The 15,852-nt window shown below is 40.5% G+C and carries 16 protein-coding genes; 4 read left to right on the top strand and 12 right to left on the bottom strand.

Features of this window, described 5'->3' with window-relative positions; translation table 11 throughout:
• Positions 1-96 precede the first annotated feature (96 nt).
• The 4 genes from DAHG_RS20005 to purD all read right to left on the bottom strand — a co-directional run bounded on the left by DAHG_RS20005 (position 97) and on the right by purD (position 5,108).
• Entirely contained in the window at positions 97-531 is a 435-nt protein-coding gene (locus tag DAHG_RS20005) for a hypothetical protein (protein ID WP_022939328.1), read from the bottom strand.
• Positions 532-879: 348 nt separating this feature from the next.
• Entirely contained in the window at positions 880-2,550 is a 1,671-nt protein-coding gene (locus tag DAHG_RS15855; protein WP_022939329.1) for a formate--tetrahydrofolate ligase, read from the bottom strand.
• A 23-nt stretch (positions 2,551-2,573) separates the two neighbouring features.
• Positions 2,574-3,869, bottom strand: a complete 1,296-nt coding sequence (gene purB, locus DAHG_RS15860) for an adenylosuccinate lyase (RefSeq protein ID WP_022939330.1) — start codon at positions 3,867-3,869, stop codon at positions 2,574-2,576.
• Entirely contained in the window at positions 3,870-5,108 is a 1,239-nt protein-coding gene (purD, locus tag DAHG_RS15865; protein WP_022939331.1) for a phosphoribosylamine--glycine ligase, read from the bottom strand. It abuts the gene before it with no gap.
• Between the two features lie 335 nt (positions 5,109-5,443).
• On the opposite strand from purD, the gene DAHG_RS15870 reads away from it, so the two are divergent.
• Positions 5,444-5,713, top strand: coding sequence for a DUF1905 domain-containing protein (locus DAHG_RS15870; RefSeq protein ID WP_022939332.1), 270 nt, complete (start codon positions 5,444-5,446; stop codon positions 5,711-5,713).
• A 14-nt stretch (positions 5,714-5,727) separates the two neighbouring features.
• On the opposite strand, the gene DAHG_RS20010 is transcribed toward DAHG_RS15870, so the two are convergent.
• The 6 genes from DAHG_RS20010 to DAHG_RS15900 form a co-directional block, all read right to left on the bottom strand.
• Complete coding sequence (locus tag DAHG_RS20010; protein ID WP_022939333.1) at positions 5,728-6,273, bottom strand: GNAT family N-acetyltransferase; 546 nt, start codon at positions 6,271-6,273, stop codon at positions 5,728-5,730.
• A 68-nt stretch (positions 6,274-6,341) separates the two neighbouring features.
• Positions 6,342-6,899 (bottom strand): hypothetical protein, encoded by a 558-nt coding sequence (locus DAHG_RS15880; RefSeq protein ID WP_022939334.1) that lies wholly within the window; start codon positions 6,897-6,899, stop codon positions 6,342-6,344.
• Positions 6,900-6,952: 53 nt separating this feature from the next.
• A complete protein-coding gene (gene dapD, locus DAHG_RS15885) occupies positions 6,953-7,639 on the bottom strand; it encodes a 2,3,4,5-tetrahydropyridine-2,6-dicarboxylate N-acetyltransferase (RefSeq protein ID WP_022939335.1) in 687 nt (228 codons plus the stop codon).
• Positions 7,608-8,357, bottom strand: a complete 750-nt coding sequence (dapB, locus tag DAHG_RS15890; RefSeq protein ID WP_022939336.1) for a 4-hydroxy-tetrahydrodipicolinate reductase — start codon at positions 8,355-8,357, stop codon at positions 7,608-7,610. The genes dapD and dapB overlap by 32 nt, the downstream gene beginning before the upstream one ends.
• 44 nt (positions 8,358-8,401) lie before the next feature.
• Complete coding sequence (gene dapF / locus DAHG_RS15895; protein ID WP_022939337.1) at positions 8,402-9,208, bottom strand: diaminopimelate epimerase; 807 nt, start codon at positions 9,206-9,208, stop codon at positions 8,402-8,404.
• Between the two features lie 78 nt (positions 9,209-9,286).
• A complete protein-coding gene (locus DAHG_RS15900) occupies positions 9,287-10,027 on the bottom strand; it encodes a MerR family transcriptional regulator (RefSeq protein ID WP_022939338.1) in 741 nt (246 codons plus the stop codon).
• 83 nt (positions 10,028-10,110) lie between these two features.
• Between DAHG_RS15900 and DAHG_RS15905 the strand changes: the two genes are divergently transcribed.
• Complete coding sequence (locus DAHG_RS15905; RefSeq protein ID WP_022939339.1) at positions 10,111-11,403, top strand: MATE family efflux transporter; 1,293 nt, start codon at positions 10,111-10,113, stop codon at positions 11,401-11,403.
• Here the strand turns inward: DAHG_RS15905 and DAHG_RS15910 are convergent.
• A complete protein-coding gene (locus tag DAHG_RS15910; RefSeq protein ID WP_022939340.1) occupies positions 11,398-12,555 on the bottom strand; it encodes a pyridoxal phosphate-dependent aminotransferase in 1,158 nt (385 codons plus the stop codon). The two genes, DAHG_RS15905 and DAHG_RS15910, sit on opposite strands and share 6 nt — an antisense overlap.
• Before the next feature lie 102 nt (positions 12,556-12,657).
• Here DAHG_RS15910 and DAHG_RS15915 point away from each other — a divergent pair, with 102 nt between their 5' ends.
• Entirely contained in the window at positions 12,658-13,098 is a 441-nt protein-coding gene (locus DAHG_RS15915) for a GNAT family N-acetyltransferase (protein WP_022939341.1), read from the top strand.
• 1 nt (position 13,099) lies between these two features.
• A complete protein-coding gene (locus DAHG_RS15920; protein ID WP_022939342.1) occupies positions 13,100-13,561 on the top strand; it encodes a GNAT family N-acetyltransferase in 462 nt (153 codons plus the stop codon).
• A gap of 35 nt (positions 13,562-13,596) precedes the next feature.
• Here DAHG_RS15920 and DAHG_RS15925 read toward each other — a convergent pair whose 3' ends face one another.
• A complete protein-coding gene (locus DAHG_RS15925) occupies positions 13,597-15,852 on the bottom strand; it encodes a M56 family metallopeptidase (protein WP_022939343.1) in 2,256 nt (751 codons plus the stop codon).

The raw sequence follows: 15,852 nt of genomic DNA on the forward strand, positions 1-15,852 counted from the left end.
CTCCTTTCTCGCCTTTTTCTTTCTTGTTTCTTTTGTGCCATATTTCCCTTCCTCTTTCCTCACAAAAAATCTGAACCGTCTAATGTTCAGCTATTTTTACTTATTACTTCGGCTTTGTCTTTCCTCAATCCTTCTGCGGGTTGACTCTGCCCATTCATAGCCATACATATAATCATCTTTGTATGGATAGGCTTCTGTGTTTCCTTTTATAAATTCATAATAATCACAGGTTATGCGATTGCGATTGATCTTCACTACCCCATAACCTACATCAAATAGATCATCAATTCCTTCTGCGTTAAAAGCGTCTCTTAACAGACGCAGCGTATACCTGAAGGATCGTTTAAGACTCACATCATTGATACGGTTCTTCCATAATGTAGTGATGATGTCCTTGTTGCTTACAAAGTCTCCTTCATTATCGATGAGATAGGCCAAGAGTTCTTTTGCTTTAAGGTTCTTAAAAAGCAAAGGCTGACCGTCGATAAAAACAGCGAAACGACCAAAGGTTTCGATATAAATAGATTTCATTTTACACCCCTTAATTCTCACCGTCTCAAAATGTATACTTTATAAGACAGCCAGAAAACGACCATAAAATGAGTAAAAAAGATGATAAAACGCAAAAATATGTTTACAAATGACAAAAAACGACCTATAATGAGCATAAACGCACTGTCTCATAAAGTATACTTTATGAGACAGTTCTCATATTGTTCCAATGTTTGCATGATCGAACATGCATTTATAAAAAATAAATGGTGTATCTATTTAATTAAGAATGATGAAAATTTAACCAAACACAATAAAAAAAGACTATCTCTCATTGTCTGATTACGACAACTAAAGATAGTCTCAATTTTTGTATCCTTCTATGAATTAGAACAAGCCAACAATATGGCCATCCTCATCAATATCCATATCCAATGCCGCTGGATGTTTTGGCAGACCCGGCATCGTCATCACATTACCGGTTAAAGCGACAATGAAGCCCGCTCCAATTGATGGACGCAGCTCGCGAACCGTGATTCTAAAGCCCTTAGGCGCTCCGTAAATCTTCGCGTTATCAGTCAGCGATGTCTGACATTTAGCCATACAAATTGGTGTTTTATTCCAACCCAGCTCATTATAAATTTTAATCTGTTCAGCCGCCTCTTCAGTAAAATCAACACCATCAGCACCATAAACACACTTTGCAATGCGTTCAATCTTCGCCTCAATGGATTCATTTACATCATACAGCGGTGCAAATTCATTTTCTTGTTCACAGATGCCCACAAGCTGTTGCGCCAGATCCAGTGCACCCTCGCCGCCTTTAGCCCAAACTTGAGATAATGACATAGGATGCCCCTGTTCGCGGCACCATGCCTGCAGTGCCTCAACTTCTGCCTGTGTATCTGTCGCAAATTCATTGATCGCAACAATATACGGAAGCTTAAACTGTTTCACTGTATCAATATGCTTCGCTAGATTCGCACAGCCATCAAGCATCGCCTGTACATTTTCTTCTTTCAAATTCTCAAATTCAATACCGCCATGCTGCTTCAATGCACGAATCGTTGCGACAATAACAACCGCGCTTGGTTTCAGATTACCAAACCTGCATTTGATATCCAAGAACTTCTCGGCCCCTAAATCAGCACCGAATCCTGCCTCTGTCACAACATAATCACCCAGCTTTAATGCCAGCTTTGTCGCTAAGATCGAATTGCAGCCATGAGCAATATTCGCAAAAGGACCGCCATGGACAATCGCCGGATTGTTTTCCAGCGTCTGCACCAGATTAGGCTTGATGGCATCCTTCATAATCATTGCCAGTGCGCCCTCAATCTTCAGATCCTTTACAAAAACCGGTTTCCCTTCTAAATTATATCCAATCAGCATATTAGACAGCCGCTCTTTTAAATCCATTAAAGAAGTAGACAGACATAAAACCGCCATTACTTCTGAAGCAACCGTAATATTGAAACCATCTTTGCGCTCAACACCGTTGGCCTTTGGTCCCAAGCCTACCTCGATTTGACGCAGCGTACGATCATTCATATCCAGACAGCGTTTCCATGTAATCCGCTCAATATCCAGATTCAGCTCATTCCCTTGATGGATATGATTATCAATACATGCACTGATCAGATTATTCGCCGTTGTGATTGCATGCATATCGCCGGTAAAATGAAGATTCAAATCCTCCATTGGCACTACCTGAGCATAACCGCCGCCGGCCGCACCGCCCTTTAAACCAAACACGGGTCCCAAAGAAGGTTCACGAAGAGCAATTACTGTTTTCTTACCTAACCGATTCAAGCCATCACCCAAGCCTACCGTTGTCGTTGACTTACCTTCGCCAGCCTTTGTCGGATTAATTGCCGTTACCAAAATCAGCTTTCCGTCTTTTTTATCCTGATTCTTTTTTAATAAATCAAGATTTAACTTTGCTTTATATTTACCATAATACTCCAGATCATCTTCCTCAATACCAATCTTCTCTGCAACCTTATCAATCTTCAGCAGCTTTGCTTCCTGAGCAATTTCCAAATCTGTCTTGTACATAGTTTCGCCTCTTTTTCTCTCTATTATAAAAGACCTACACGTTTAAAGATAACATCTACATTCTTCACATGATGAGCCGGATTGAAGCAGTCATCGATTTCTTCCTGACTCAGCACTGCTGTAACCTGTTCATTGTTTTCCATCAATTCTTTAAAGTTTACCTTTTCTTCCCATGCCTTCATCGCGTTTGGCTGCACCAAATCATAAGCCTGTTCCCTGGAGAAACCTTTTTCAATCATCTTAAGCATAAAGCGCTGTGAATAAATCACGCCATAAGTCTTATTGATATTCTCACGCATATTCTCTTCAAACACCGTCAAGTTCTCAAGGATTGAACCAAATCGGTTCAGCATATAATCTAACAGTTCTGTCGCATCAGGAGCGATAATTCTTTCCGCTGATGAATGTGAAATATCACGTTCATGCCATAATGGCACATCCTCATAAGCTGCCATCATATAACCGCGCATGACGCGTGAACAGCCGCACATATTTTCAGAACCGATAGGATTGCGTTTATGCGGCATCGCACTTGAACCTTTCTGTCCTTTATTGAAATGTTCCTCAGCCTCACGCACTTCTGTACGCTGAAGGTGACGGATCTCAGTCGCCATCTTTTCAATTGAACCAGCTATTAAAGCCAAGGTTGCAAAGTATTCCGCATGACGGTCACGCTGTAAAACCTGTGTTGAAATATTAGCTGAATGAATACCCAGCTTATCACATACATAATCCTGCACGAAAGGTGGAGTATTTGCGAAAGTACCAACCGCGCCGCTGATTTTGCCGGCTTCGACACCTGCTGCCGCATCCTCAAAGCGTTTCATATTTCTTTGCATCTCATCATACCATAACGCGAAAACTAAACCAAAAGTCGTAATCTCCGCATGAACACCATGGGTACGGCCAATCATCACCGTATCCTTATAACGGTATGCCTGTTTCTTTAAAATACTGATATAACGTTCTAAATCCTCACGCAAGATTGCATTTGCCTGTTTATATAAATATCCATAGGCTGTATCAACAACATCGGTGCTTGTTAAGCCGTAATGAACCCATTTTTTCTCATCACCCAATGACTCTGAAACACAACGGGTAAAGGCTACTACATCATGCTTTGTTTCCTGTTCAATTTCATAGATCCGATCAATATCAAACTTCGCATTTGCCCACAGCTTCTCAACATCCGCTTTAGGGATCTCACCTAGCTCAGACCATGCTTCACATGCCAGAATTTCAACCTTCAGCCATGCCGCGAATTTGCTTTCTTCACTCCAAATATCACGCATGTTTTTTCTTGAATAACGTTCGATCATTTAGTCCACCATATCTTTCTTTCCAATATCACTTCGATAGAACAAGCTATCACTCTTTATTTTCTTAATTTCAGTATAAGCCTTATCATATGCTTCCTCAAGGGTTGCCCCTTCCTCAGTAAGCAGCAGCACCCGGCCGCCAGCTGTCAGCAATTTACCATCCTTCATCTTAGTACCCATATGGAATACTAGGCCATCAACATCCTCAACACCTTCAATCAGTGCATCTTGCGTTGATGATGCCGGATAATTGGTACTGGCAAGCACTACACCAAGGCGAACCTTATCTGACCACTTAAGCGTCATTGTTTTACCAGCCATAACATTCAATATGACTTCCACAAAGTCACTTTCCAATCTTGGCAGGATGACTTCCGCCTCCGGATCACCAAAGCGTGCATTAAATTCTATTGTTTTGACGCCATCATCAGTCAGCATCAAGCCGCCATATAAGAAACCAGTGAATGGATGGCCTTCCTCAACCATCGCTTTAGCCATAGGTTTCATGACTTTTTCCATCGCTTCCTCAACAATATCAGGAGTAATCTTTTTCACTGGTGAATAAACACCCATACCGCCGGTATTCGGGCCTTTGTCGCCGTCATAGGCACATTTGTGATCCTGAGCGATTTCCATTGGAATTACGATATCATTGCATACAAAGCTCATTAGTGAGAATTCAAAGCCACGCAGACATTCTTCAATTACCACACGGTTATGTTCAATCGCAAACGCAATCTTTAATGCCTCAACAGCCTCTTCTAAGCTTTCCGCAACGGTTACACCCTTACCGGCTTTCAGGCCGTCTTCCTTGATTACAATCGGCGCGCCCTTTTCTTCAACATAAGCCAGCGCATCTTCATAATTATCAAAGGTCTGATAGGCAGCTGTCGGAATATGATATTTTTTCATGATTCGTTTAGCGAAATCCTTACTTGTTTCCACCTGTGCCGCATCCTTGCTCGGACCGAAAATCTTAAGTCCTTCAGCCTGAAAAGCATCTACAACACCCAGCGATAAGCTGCTTTCAGGGCCAACGATAGTCAGATCAATCTGTTTTTCTTTAGCGAATTCAGTTAAACCCTTTACATCATCATCACGAAGTTCAACGAGTTCAGCCAGCGGTTCCATGCCGACATTCCCCGGCGCCGCATAAATCTTATCTACCAGTCTGCTTTTTGAGCAGGCATAAACTAAAGCATGTTCACGTCCGCCTTTACCAAGTACCAGTACCTTCATAATGTCTCCTTCCACTGCTTAAAAAAACAAATGACTGTTTCCAAAAAAACAGCCTGTTTAAAGCAGGTTACCACATTTATTTTACTGTATTTAATACTTTTTTACAATGCTTATTATCAGCGTTATGTAAATAATTTTTGGCAAATTTGCAATTTAAAATCGATTTTTTAGTTTGAAACAGCTTTTTTTATCCAAATATCCTGAATAAAAAATGATCTTTGATCAAAAATCAGCATTTTTCAGTTTTCACATTTAAGTCTTTTCATCATCTTTGTGTGCGGATCTGTGCAAGAATTGGTTTATTGGGTTAAAATAGTAATCAGGAGGTACTGATGATGAATCCAAATATCTATGAGTTTGACGCAGTGATCCGCAAGGTTGACGGTATTGACGGCGCTTATATAGAGTTCCCATATGATGTAAAGGAAGAGTTCGGTAAAGGCCGTGTTAAGGTAAAAGCAGCCTTTGATGGTGAACTGTATCTTGGCAGTCTTGTCCGCATGAAAACACCAGGACACATTATTGGCTTAAGAAAAGATATTCGGGCTAAAATCAATAAACAAGCTGGTGATGTTGTGCATGTAGTGATTCAAGAACGTGAATAAGGATCGGTATCAAACTATACCGACCCTTTTTCTTTTTGCCAAATCTTTGGTATGACCGTACCGCAGCTGTATAGCATAAAAAATAATATGAATTGACGTTTATTAAACTCACCGCTTTGTATTAAAATTTCCTGTATCTGTCCTGATAGCTTCATCATATAACCGGTTTCCGCATAGCCATTGCGTAAGTAGAATTGTTTGCGTTTTTCTCTTTGCACACGATTAACCGCTAATTCATCACAAGGTTCAATAGAGACAAGGACTTTATTGGCTGCTGCCCGCTCTTGTATTTCTTTCAGTATCTGGCTGCCGTATCCTTTTGACCGCAGCTTTTCATCAACTGCCAAAAACATGATAAATGTTTGTTTTCGCAGGGATGCCATGTAGGCTATACCGCATAGTACATCTTCATCATAGTAAGCAAGAAATTCAGTATGCCACAGGCAAGACATGATCAGCATCAATGGAAACGGCATCCGTTCTGTCTTTGGAAAAGCAGCTTCATAGAGCTGTTTAATTTCATTTTTATGTTTGCTTTTGAAGACTTTTTCGACATTCATAAGGATTTTACCTTTCACCGGTTATTCACATGGATACTAAGTCGATTATAACACAGGATCAGTATCAATTAGTAAATTTCGTTATGCTCTTTAATTTGTTTATACAGGTTGCACGTTAATACGACACAGGAGAGTGAGAAAAAGACCTCAAGGGCGGTGCTGACAATGCCGACTAAAAGGAAAAACAAGCATGACATTGCCGTAATAAAGTGCAGACTATAAAGATAGATTCTATAATCGCTTCGATGCTGCCGATATGCCCTTCCTACAATGCGATATAGGATTAAAAGCAGTAAGAGTGACGCCAGAAAAGCGAAAACGATATGCAGTTTTGATTGAAATGGAAATTGTTCAGGCAGATAAGGGGTTGTGACAGCCATAAACAGCAGCAATATAGCAATTTTCAACAAGATGCTTTCCAGTCTGGCCTCTTGAAAACGCATCAGAATACGATTGATTAATACATAGAAGTAAATGCCTACCAATACTCCCCATAGTAAAAATGCCAGCTGATTGCTTGGCAGATTTCCATGGACAGAAAAATTTGAATCAAATAAATGACTGCCTTTGATGAAAAGCAGTGTATAAGCTGGAATTAATACATAAGTCATAAGATTAAGCAGCATAAAATCCCTCCGTTATTAGGGTTGCCAGCTATGCTGCTTTTATCAAATCTAAACTATCTCAGCGCGTCGATGATTTTGGTTTTATCGGCCTCTACTTCACATTTCATTTTAATCACTCTGGCCGGATTGCCGACTACAACACAGTTTGCTTCTACATCTTTTGTGACAATAGCACCGGCGCCCACAACAGCGCCCTTTTTGATGCGGATGCCTTCCAGAATTACCGCGTTGGCACCAATCAGTACATCATCTTCAATAATTACTGGGGCAGCATTAGGCGGTTCAATCACCCCGGCCAGTACCGCGCCGGCACCAATATGACAGCGTTTGCCAATCTGTACACAGCCGCCGATGATTGCCCCCATATCAATCATCGTTGCTTCTCCGACAGTTGCACCGATATTAAGAATCGCGCCCATCATGATGACAGCCTTTGACCCTATTGTCACATGTTCACGCACAATGGCTCCCGGTTCAATTCTCGCATCCAAATGTTTGATATCCAATAATCCAACAGCACTATTGCGGGCTGACGGTTCAATAACCAGCTCTTCAATTTCTGACTGATAGGCGTCTAAAACTGGTTTAATATCTTCATAATCACCAAATAGAATCTGATCCTGACTGCCAAACACATGACAATGCTTAAAGGGCAGCTGTGTCCGACATTTAAGATAGACCTTTACTGGTGTAGTTTTCTTACCTTTACTAATCGTATCGATGATTTCCGCTCGTTCCATTAACTTCCTCCCACATGCTTAATACATCCTCCATTGTATAATATCCTTTTTCTTTATCCGATAAAAAAGCCGCCGCCTTGATGGCGCCATGAATAAAGATCTGTTTAGTTACAGCTTTATGAGTAATTTCCAGACTTTCATCCTCACCTAGATACAAGATGGTATGTTCACCAGCTAGGTTACCGCCGCGGATCGCATGGATTCCAATCTCTTTACCGCGCTGACCGCATTCACCGCGCCGTCCGTATAGTTCATTATATTGGTGCATGTGATTCATTATCTGCGCCAGCTGTTTTGCTGTACCGCTAGGCGCGTCAACCTTTTGGTTATGATGCTTTTCAATAATTTCTATATCAAAATCCTCATTCAGAATCGGTGTTATCTGCTTCAGGGCCTGTTTCAAGACTGCAATCCCCAATGAGAAATTCGCTTCCTGGATAATGGGTATCTGCATAGCCGCGGCATGAATGGATAATTGCTGCTTCTGCGTATAATTGGTTGTACCTAATACGAGTTTGACATGGTGGTTTAATGCATATTCAAGTAATGCCTGCAGATTATCCGGATGTGAAAAATCGAAGATCAGTTCCGGCGGCTCACTAAGCGTTTGCAGCTCATAACCACGATGAACCGCGGCGATACTTTCATTATTTTGTTTTTCCAATGTCTGCTTCAGCAGACTACCCATCTTGCCAGTACCCACAATTCCTAACCGCATATGCCTACACCTCATCTCTATACAGTTTATGTCAGAGATCAGCATTAATATTCCTGCCAGTATCCTTGTGCAATTTTTACTGCCGGCCCCTTAAGCCGAATTGTATCACCCACATCAACAATCAGTTTCCCATAGGGTAAAAGGACAGCAACCGGACTTACGCATTTACCATCTCTTACCGCTATATAAGCTGAAGCACAGGCCCCAGTTCCGCAGGCCGCGGTAATGCCGACTCCCCGCTCATAAGTAATTAGTTCAATCGTATGCTCGTCCATCACCCTCACAAAATCAACATTTGTCCGATCTTTAAAAATCGGATGACTGCAAAGCTGGGCACCTAAACTGTCCATTGATGCAATACCTATGTCATCCATATATAAAACGGTGTGGACAGCACCGATGAATACTGAACTGAGAGACAGCAGCCGATCTGATACAAAAAGCTTCTGATGCATAAAAGTAGACTCCGTTGTATCGATAGCCATCGATGAAGCTTTACAGTCTGGTTTTCCCAGATCAATCGTGCATGAAAAGGGATCATGGCTAATATCCATAACCTTCATTTTACCTGCCTTTGTTTCGATACTGCTGATTTCACTTTCTGCCATTCCCTGATCAATACAATATTTAACAAAACAGCGCAGACCATTACCGCACATTGCCGCTTCGCTGCCATCACTATTAAATATACGCATCGTACATGGCTTGCGGGTTACTGCCAGCAAACCATCCGCCCCAATGCCTGTTGTTCGATGACATAGCTTTCGGGCAAGCCTTGATAAGTCCTGATGCCATTCCTCGATAATAATAAAATCATTGCCGCAGCCATGATATTTAGAAAATGCCAGCATTTCATCCCTCCAGAATCAGTATATGTCAGCAGGAATAGAATGTTAAAAAAGAAACAGTGCGGTCTGTTTCTTTATCTGCTAATCAATGATTTCCAGCCATGCCTCATAATAATCCGTGCGATCCTGATCAAAAGCGGTACCCATATATTTACCAATAATCATACCTGTTTTCAAATTACGCGCCGTGGCTGCTTCATAAAAAACAGAGGCAGTGTTGATTGAGGCATCATCAGAATTTAATTTTAATAATCCTTTCAGATAACGCTTCAGCGCTTTATCACCAGCTCTAAATAATTCATCCTGTTCATTATCCGTAAACATGCCATACAAACAAGCTCCCTGCGGCAGTAATAGAATAGCTGAACGGGATGGATCATAAATAAACAGCTCCATATCCTCCCTGCTTTCAAATGAGAATGAACGAATGGACGGTATTTTTGCTTCAACAAGCATAAAATCTTTCATCGCTTCTAATTGTTTCACATTTTCAAGCAAGGCTTTTTTATGCTGAATTGCACTCAGCGTTTCCTCTATCTCTTTAATTTGATTCAATAGCTTTGCTTCACTGTCAGCTAATAGCTTCAGCTGCTGATCCGCATTCATTTTAGGCAGTTCACGGATTGACTTTACGGGTATTGATAAACTGCGGTTTAATATTACATCACAAATATCCAGCATTGTTTTCCATGTAGGCATACGATAATTATTATCCGTACTGCGTTCAAAGCGGATTAAGCCTTCATTATCCCAATAGCGCAGCGCAGAAGGGGCGACATGAAATAAGTCAGCTAATTTTTTTAGTGTTTGTTGTTCATTCATAGGATCTCCAATCAAATCTTCTTGACATTAAAGTTACTTTAAGCTTTATGCTCTTATTGTACGCTATTTGGGAGGAGTTTACTATGCAAAAAAGATTTTTTAGTTATGTACTGCCAGCCATGCTTGCCTTTGCATTTACTGGCTTATATACAATTGTCGATGGTTTCTTTGTCGGCCAAAATATTGGTGATGTTGGTTTGGCAGGCATAAACATTGCCTTTCCTATTGTCGCATTGATTCAGGCTGTGGGCTGCGGTATCGGCATGGGCGGAGCCATTCAGATTTCCGTGAATAAAGGACGTGGTTCAAAAGATTTAGAAGATAAGACCTTCGGCAATACCTTAACTCTGCTTTTATTAGCGGCAGTGATTATGAGTCTGTTCGTTTATGTGCTGAATTATCATATTCTTGTGCTGTTAGGTGCTGAAGGGAAAGTATTGATCACTGCCTCAAAATATCTGAGCGTTATTGCTTTAGGTTCCATCTTTCAGCTATTTGCCTGCGGCTTCACACCGCTGCTGCGTAATTATGACCAATCAATTCTTGCGATGGCGGCCATGATTTGCGGCTTTGTTACGAATATCATTCTTGACTGGTTATTTGTCAGTGTTCTTAAATGGGGTGTCGGCGGTGCGGCATGGGCAACAATCATCGGACAGATTATGACGGTGATTCCTTGTCTTGGCTTTTTATTTAAGCGCTGCCGCAGCATATCAATCGCTGGCTTTAAGCTAAGCAAAAATGTTGTAAAGAATATAATCCGCATTGGTTTATCACCGTTTGGTCTTACGATGTCGCCCTATTTAGTGATGATTCTGATTAATAAATGGGCTGTTCTTTACGGCGGTGAAACTGCAGTCGCGGCTTATGCGGTTATTTCATATGTGACATCAATTATTTTCCTTTTACTGCAAGGTGTCAGTGACGGCAGTCAGCCGCTGATCAGCCTGTGTCTTGGCAGCGGTAATATTGAGGAAGCGCTTCAGATAAGAAAGCTCGCTTATGTGTTTTCATTAATTATCGCCTTGCTGACTGGGGCCGGTATCTTATTGCTGAGTCATTTCATTCCTGTATTATTTGGAGCCTCTGAAGCAGTCGCAGCAATGACTGAAAACAGCCTGCCGATCTTTGTTTCCGGATTTTTGTTTGTTGCTTTCTGCCGGGTAACGACGTCTTATTTCTATGCCACCCAGAAAAACACTTCCGCATATATCATGGTTTATGGTGAACCAATTCTGCTGGCAATCTTGCTGACTGCTGTTCTGCCTAATCTTTTGAAGCTGCAGGGTGTATGGCTTTCAGCGGTAACGGCGCAATTTATACTTGCCATTATCGGTTTAATACTGATTATGCGTGAGAAGAAGCTACAGCTATAATTGTCTGTCATTTTTTCTCAATTCATAAATGAAGGCTTCAATGCGGTTCAACCCTTCAATCAGCTGCCGGGTGCTGCCGCATGTAGAAATGCGGATATATCCTTCCGCATGAAAATAACTGCCCGGCACACAGGCTACCCGTGCTTCATGAAGCATCTGCTTACAGAATGAAACAGAGTCCATGCCGAATTCTTCTATATTGGGAAAGACATAAAAAGCGCCTGCCGGCTGGTTTATAGGAAGCCCCATCTCCCTCAGCCGCCCAACAGCTAGATCACGATGCTTTTTGTATACTGTCAGCATCTCTGTCGGGTCAATCTCCAATGCTTTTATGCCGGCTTTCTGAACAAAGGTATTAACACAGGAAAAACGATACTGGTGGATTTTCATAATTTCAGCCAGTATTTTTTTATCTGCCAGCAAGTATCCTAAGCGCCAGCCGGTCATTGCGTAGGGCTTGGAGAAACTTTTAACGGCCAAAAGCTGGGAGCGAAGATCCTGAAACTGCATAAAACTGTTATAGCTGTCATCATAAACAAGTCGATCATACACATCATCGCATAAGACAAAGATCTGTTTATCCTTCACAAAGTCATGAATCAGCGTTAAGGATGCTTGATCATAGATGCAGCCACTGGGATTATTTGGTGAATTTAAAAGGATTGCTTTTGTTTTATCACTGAACACACGCTCTAATTCTTCACGGGATATCTGAAATTCATGGTCTTGAGTATTTAAAGGGATAAAGCGTCCGCCTTCCAGCTTAATTATCGCTTCATACTGCGGATAAGCCGGGGTCGGAACAATAATTTCATCACCCGGATCAATCAATGCCGCCAAAGCGGTAGAAAGCGCATCAGCGGCACCCGCGCATACCATGATTTCATCAGCATCATATAAGAGATGATGGTTTTTCCATTCATAGACCGCTATTTTTCTGCGCAGATCTAAATCACCCATCGCCGCAGCATAATGTGTATGATTGTGATCCAATGCCTGTTTTAAAGCCTTTTTGATATCCTTAGGTGTATCAAATGCCGGTTCTCCCAAGGTTAGTGAAATACAATCCGGTACAGCGGCAGCTTCTTCATTAAATGCCCGTATGCCGCTGACTGGTATCTGATGTAATTGCTTTTTTAATTTATTTAACATTGTCGCACCTCTTAATTATTATCATTCATTTTATGCTCATCATCAGAAATTCATACTGTACCATTAGAAAAACTGATATAATAATGAAAAAGAGGGACAATTATGGAAATAACAGTACGCCAGGCAGTCATTGAAGACGCTTTAGCTATACAAAAATTAAACGCTGATTCTTTGCATTATGAATATCCTTTGGAATCTACATTGACAAAGTTAAGAGCCGCGTTAGAAAACGAACGAATGAGAGTATATGTGGCAGTTTATAAGAATGAAGTAATTGGCTATGTACATGCTCAGGATTATGATGTACTTTACGCAGGACACTGCAAGGATGTGCTTGGTCTAGCCACAGCAAAAAAATGCCAGCGAATGGGGGTCGGCACGATGCTGATGAATGCTGTTGAAGCATGGGCCAAAGAAACCGGTGCTGATTGCGTCCGTCTTGTTTCCGGGGCTGGAAGAACTGAAGCGCATCAATTTTACCGTGCTTGTGGTTATGATGGGGGCAAGCAGCAGATTAATTTTAAAAAACAATTGGGAGATTAAAATGATTATTAGAAAATATCAAGCTTGGGATTGCTTAGAAATCATTGAGCTGTTTAAAGACACTGTTTTAAATGTTAACTGTCAGGATTATAGTCCTGAGCAGCTTCAGGCATGGATTCGCAGCAGTGAGGATGTCGATGGCTGGAATAATGCTTTCCTTGAACATAGGACATTAGTCGCTTTAGAAGATAATAAAATCGTTGGTTTTGCGGACATGACCAATGATGGATTTTTAGATCGGCTCTATGTACATAAGGATTATCAGCATCAGCATATCGGAAAAGCGCTATGTGATGAACTTGAAGCATGGATCTGGCAGCAGGGCGGTGTTAATATCCGTACCCATGCGTCGATAACCGCAAAGCCCTTTTATGAAAAAAGAGGATATAGGGTAATTTGTGAACAATATGTGCAGCGGGAGAACTGCAAGTTAAAGAACTATATTATGGAAAAAACAAAATAAATGGATGCGGCGTGATTGGCTGCATCCATCTTTGTTTATTCTACTATGTATACTGACACATAGGAAGCCGAATCGCCATTATCCCAATTCAACTCCATCTCAACAAAATACTTGCCAGGTTCGTTTGGCAATTCTGCCTGATAATTTTTCGCAAACCCTTTATTCATGAATATAACATGTTCAGGTTCGTTTGGCTCTGCCTTCTTTTGATAGATTGTCAAAGGGATTTCGGTACGCAGCTTTTCATCACTTTTTTGTACATACAGCTTTAAATCTGCATCAATTTGTATATCAGCATACAGCGTTTCCTGATTAAAAACTGTACTTTCCATCAATTCCACAGCTTGTCTGCCGCCTGTTTCATCGACCATATTATCTTCACCAACGTGATAACTAAATGTTTTTATGTAAAGGTCCTGTCCATTTATCTTGATACTTGGGCCATTGATGCCATTTTTAAATTCTGAACTAGAAGGCCGCCAATAAGTTTCTACAACATATTCAATGCATGATATAGCAGAAGCATAATTATATGCGTACTCTTGCCCATCAAAAAGCATTGTATATTTAGCATAATTGTCAGGGATATAGATTGCTTGACTGCCATTCTTCAGATTAATTCTAGCCTCAATATACTCCTGATTCTCTGAATGGATATAATTATTATCATCTGTCTGATCATAAAGATAAATACTCATAATCTGATGCATGTATTTTTGAATACTCTCTTGATTATGAAGAGCTGCCGTAAGATTTGTCTGATTATCTTTATGTGTAATGTCGATATAGTCAATATCCGTAACTTTAAATGGCAGTACATCTTTTAATTGAAAATGCTGCGCAGTGAGTATTTCATACTTATCATTCTTTAGAATTTCATCAATCGCCAATGGATTTTGGATATACATAACTTGCTCGTTGACTTTTACACATGGGGTATCTGTTAAGTCAAAAACAATCCGTTGATCATCTAGCAAAATTTCTACAGTAACTGGGTTAGGCAAGCCTTTGATTGCCTGATGATTCTCTCCACTCAGTTTTAAATCCATAATCAATTTAAGCCATTTCTCTGCATCGTCTTTAAAATATATATCCTCATCAATTCTCTGAACGAATAGCACAGCTTCTTGGTATTCTTGATTTTGAATAATTTTTATAAATTCATCATAATCTATGTCTTGATAATCTTCTAAAGAGCGAAATGGTTTATTCACATGTGTACCCAATTTATTCATATCAAACTCTTGTGCTTTAGCTTCAGGCATTTCTTTATTGCAGGCAACCAAGCTGCCAATTGTCATAGCAAAAATCACAAACAGGCATAATGACAGCTTGCCCTTTTTCTTATCACGCATATCAAGGTTGTTTACAAATCTCTGTTTAATATGCTTTTTTGATGAAAATGCTGTCGTAAGCGGCTTCGCTGTAAATCGTTTATCAATCGCATTTAAGATTGTTTTATTATACGATTTACGATATTCAAAATTATGATTCTTAACTACATCCGCATCGCAGGCAAGTTCAAGATCCTGTGCTAATGCGTGGTTTAACCAATGAACCATGGGATTAAGCCAATGCATAGCTGCTGCCAGCATACCAATCATTTTGATCCAGATATCTTTGTTACGATAATGAATACATTCATGACGGCAAATGAAATGATACTCTTCTAAAGTGTAATTACAATCTGGGAAAATGAGTATTGGTTTTATCAAGCCTGTCATCATCGGTACGGTAACGTATTTCGATTGATAAACATAAACCCTATTTTTAATACCCAACCGATGACCTTCTTCATTCGCAATCGATAGGATAGAACTATTTACCACTGTGGCCCAACGTTTCAATTGTATTCTGAAACAGATATAAGTAAGCAACTGTTTGAAGAGTAACAGAATAAATCCTATAAACCATACAATAGCGATGCTATGGTTTAAATTGAATCGCTTTACATTTTCCTGCTTTACTGGTACATAATCATTTTCTTTTTTAATGGATGCTGGCGCTGAATTGTATGAATTACCAATGGGGATTTCGTTCGAGGTCATGATTTGAATATCACCCGTCTTTATCATTGCGGCATTCATATCAGGAGCACTTATTTGTACGATGGGCTGTACAAGTTCAAAATTGATAGGAAGTATCAATCTTACTGCCAGGATCAGCCAGACCCATACTTTCCACTTTGCAATGAAAACATTGTTAAAGAAACGAGATAGCAACAGCACCAACATGATAACAAGCGATGTGGATATGCTTATTTCGATAATTCTAAGAAATAGAGTCTCCAT

Origin of the sequence: Dielma fastidiosa (genome assembly GCF_000313565.1) — a bacterium.
Classification (GTDB): Bacteria; Bacillota_I; Bacilli_A; order Erysipelotrichales; family Erysipelotrichaceae; genus Dielma; species Dielma fastidiosa.

Bases quoted from the DNA above. Each gene is read 5' to 3' on its own strand.
- purB (WP_022939330.1), bottom strand. From the start codon at position 3,869: ATGATCGAACGTTATTCAAGAAAAAACATGCGTGATATTTGGAGTGAA.
- dapF (WP_022939337.1), bottom strand. From the start codon at position 9,208: ATGCTGGCATTTTCTAAATATCATGGCTGCGGCAATGATTTTATTATT.
- purD (WP_022939331.1), bottom strand. From the start codon at position 5,108: ATGAAGGTACTGGTACTTGGTAAAGGCGGACGTGAACATGCTTTAGTT.
- DAHG_RS15925 (WP_022939343.1), bottom strand. From the start codon at position 15,852: ATGGAGACTCTATTTCTTAGAATTATCGAAATAAGCATATCCACATCG.
- DAHG_RS15870 (WP_022939332.1), top strand. From the start codon at position 5,444: ATGAATCCAAATATCTATGAGTTTGACGCAGTGATCCGCAAGGTTGAC.
- DAHG_RS15915 (WP_022939341.1), top strand. From the start codon at position 12,658: ATGGAAATAACAGTACGCCAGGCAGTCATTGAAGACGCTTTAGCTATA.
- dapD (WP_022939335.1), bottom strand. From the start codon at position 7,639: ATGGAACGAGCGGAAATCATCGATACGATTAGTAAAGGTAAGAAAACT.
- DAHG_RS20010 (WP_022939333.1), bottom strand. From the start codon at position 6,273: ATGAATGTCGAAAAAGTCTTCAAAAGCAAACATAAAAATGAAATTAAA.
- DAHG_RS15880 (WP_022939334.1), bottom strand. From the start codon at position 6,899: ATGCTGCTTAATCTTATGACTTATGTATTAATTCCAGCTTATACACTG.
- dapB (WP_022939336.1), bottom strand. From the start codon at position 8,357: ATGCGGTTAGGAATTGTGGGTACTGGCAAGATGGGTAGTCTGCTGAAG.
- DAHG_RS15920 (WP_022939342.1), top strand. From the start codon at position 13,100: ATGATTATTAGAAAATATCAAGCTTGGGATTGCTTAGAAATCATTGAG.
- DAHG_RS20005 (WP_022939328.1), bottom strand. From the start codon at position 531: ATGAAATCTATTTATATCGAAACCTTTGGTCGTTTCGCTGTTTTTATC.
- DAHG_RS15905 (WP_022939339.1), top strand. From the start codon at position 10,111: ATGCAAAAAAGATTTTTTAGTTATGTACTGCCAGCCATGCTTGCCTTT.
- DAHG_RS15900 (WP_022939338.1), bottom strand. From the start codon at position 10,027: ATGAATGAACAACAAACACTAAAAAAATTAGCTGACTTATTTCATGTC.
- DAHG_RS15855 (WP_022939329.1), bottom strand. From the start codon at position 2,550: ATGTACAAGACAGATTTGGAAATTGCTCAGGAAGCAAAGCTGCTGAAG.
- DAHG_RS15910 (WP_022939340.1), bottom strand. From the start codon at position 12,555: ATGTTAAATAAATTAAAAAAGCAATTACATCAGATACCAGTCAGCGGC.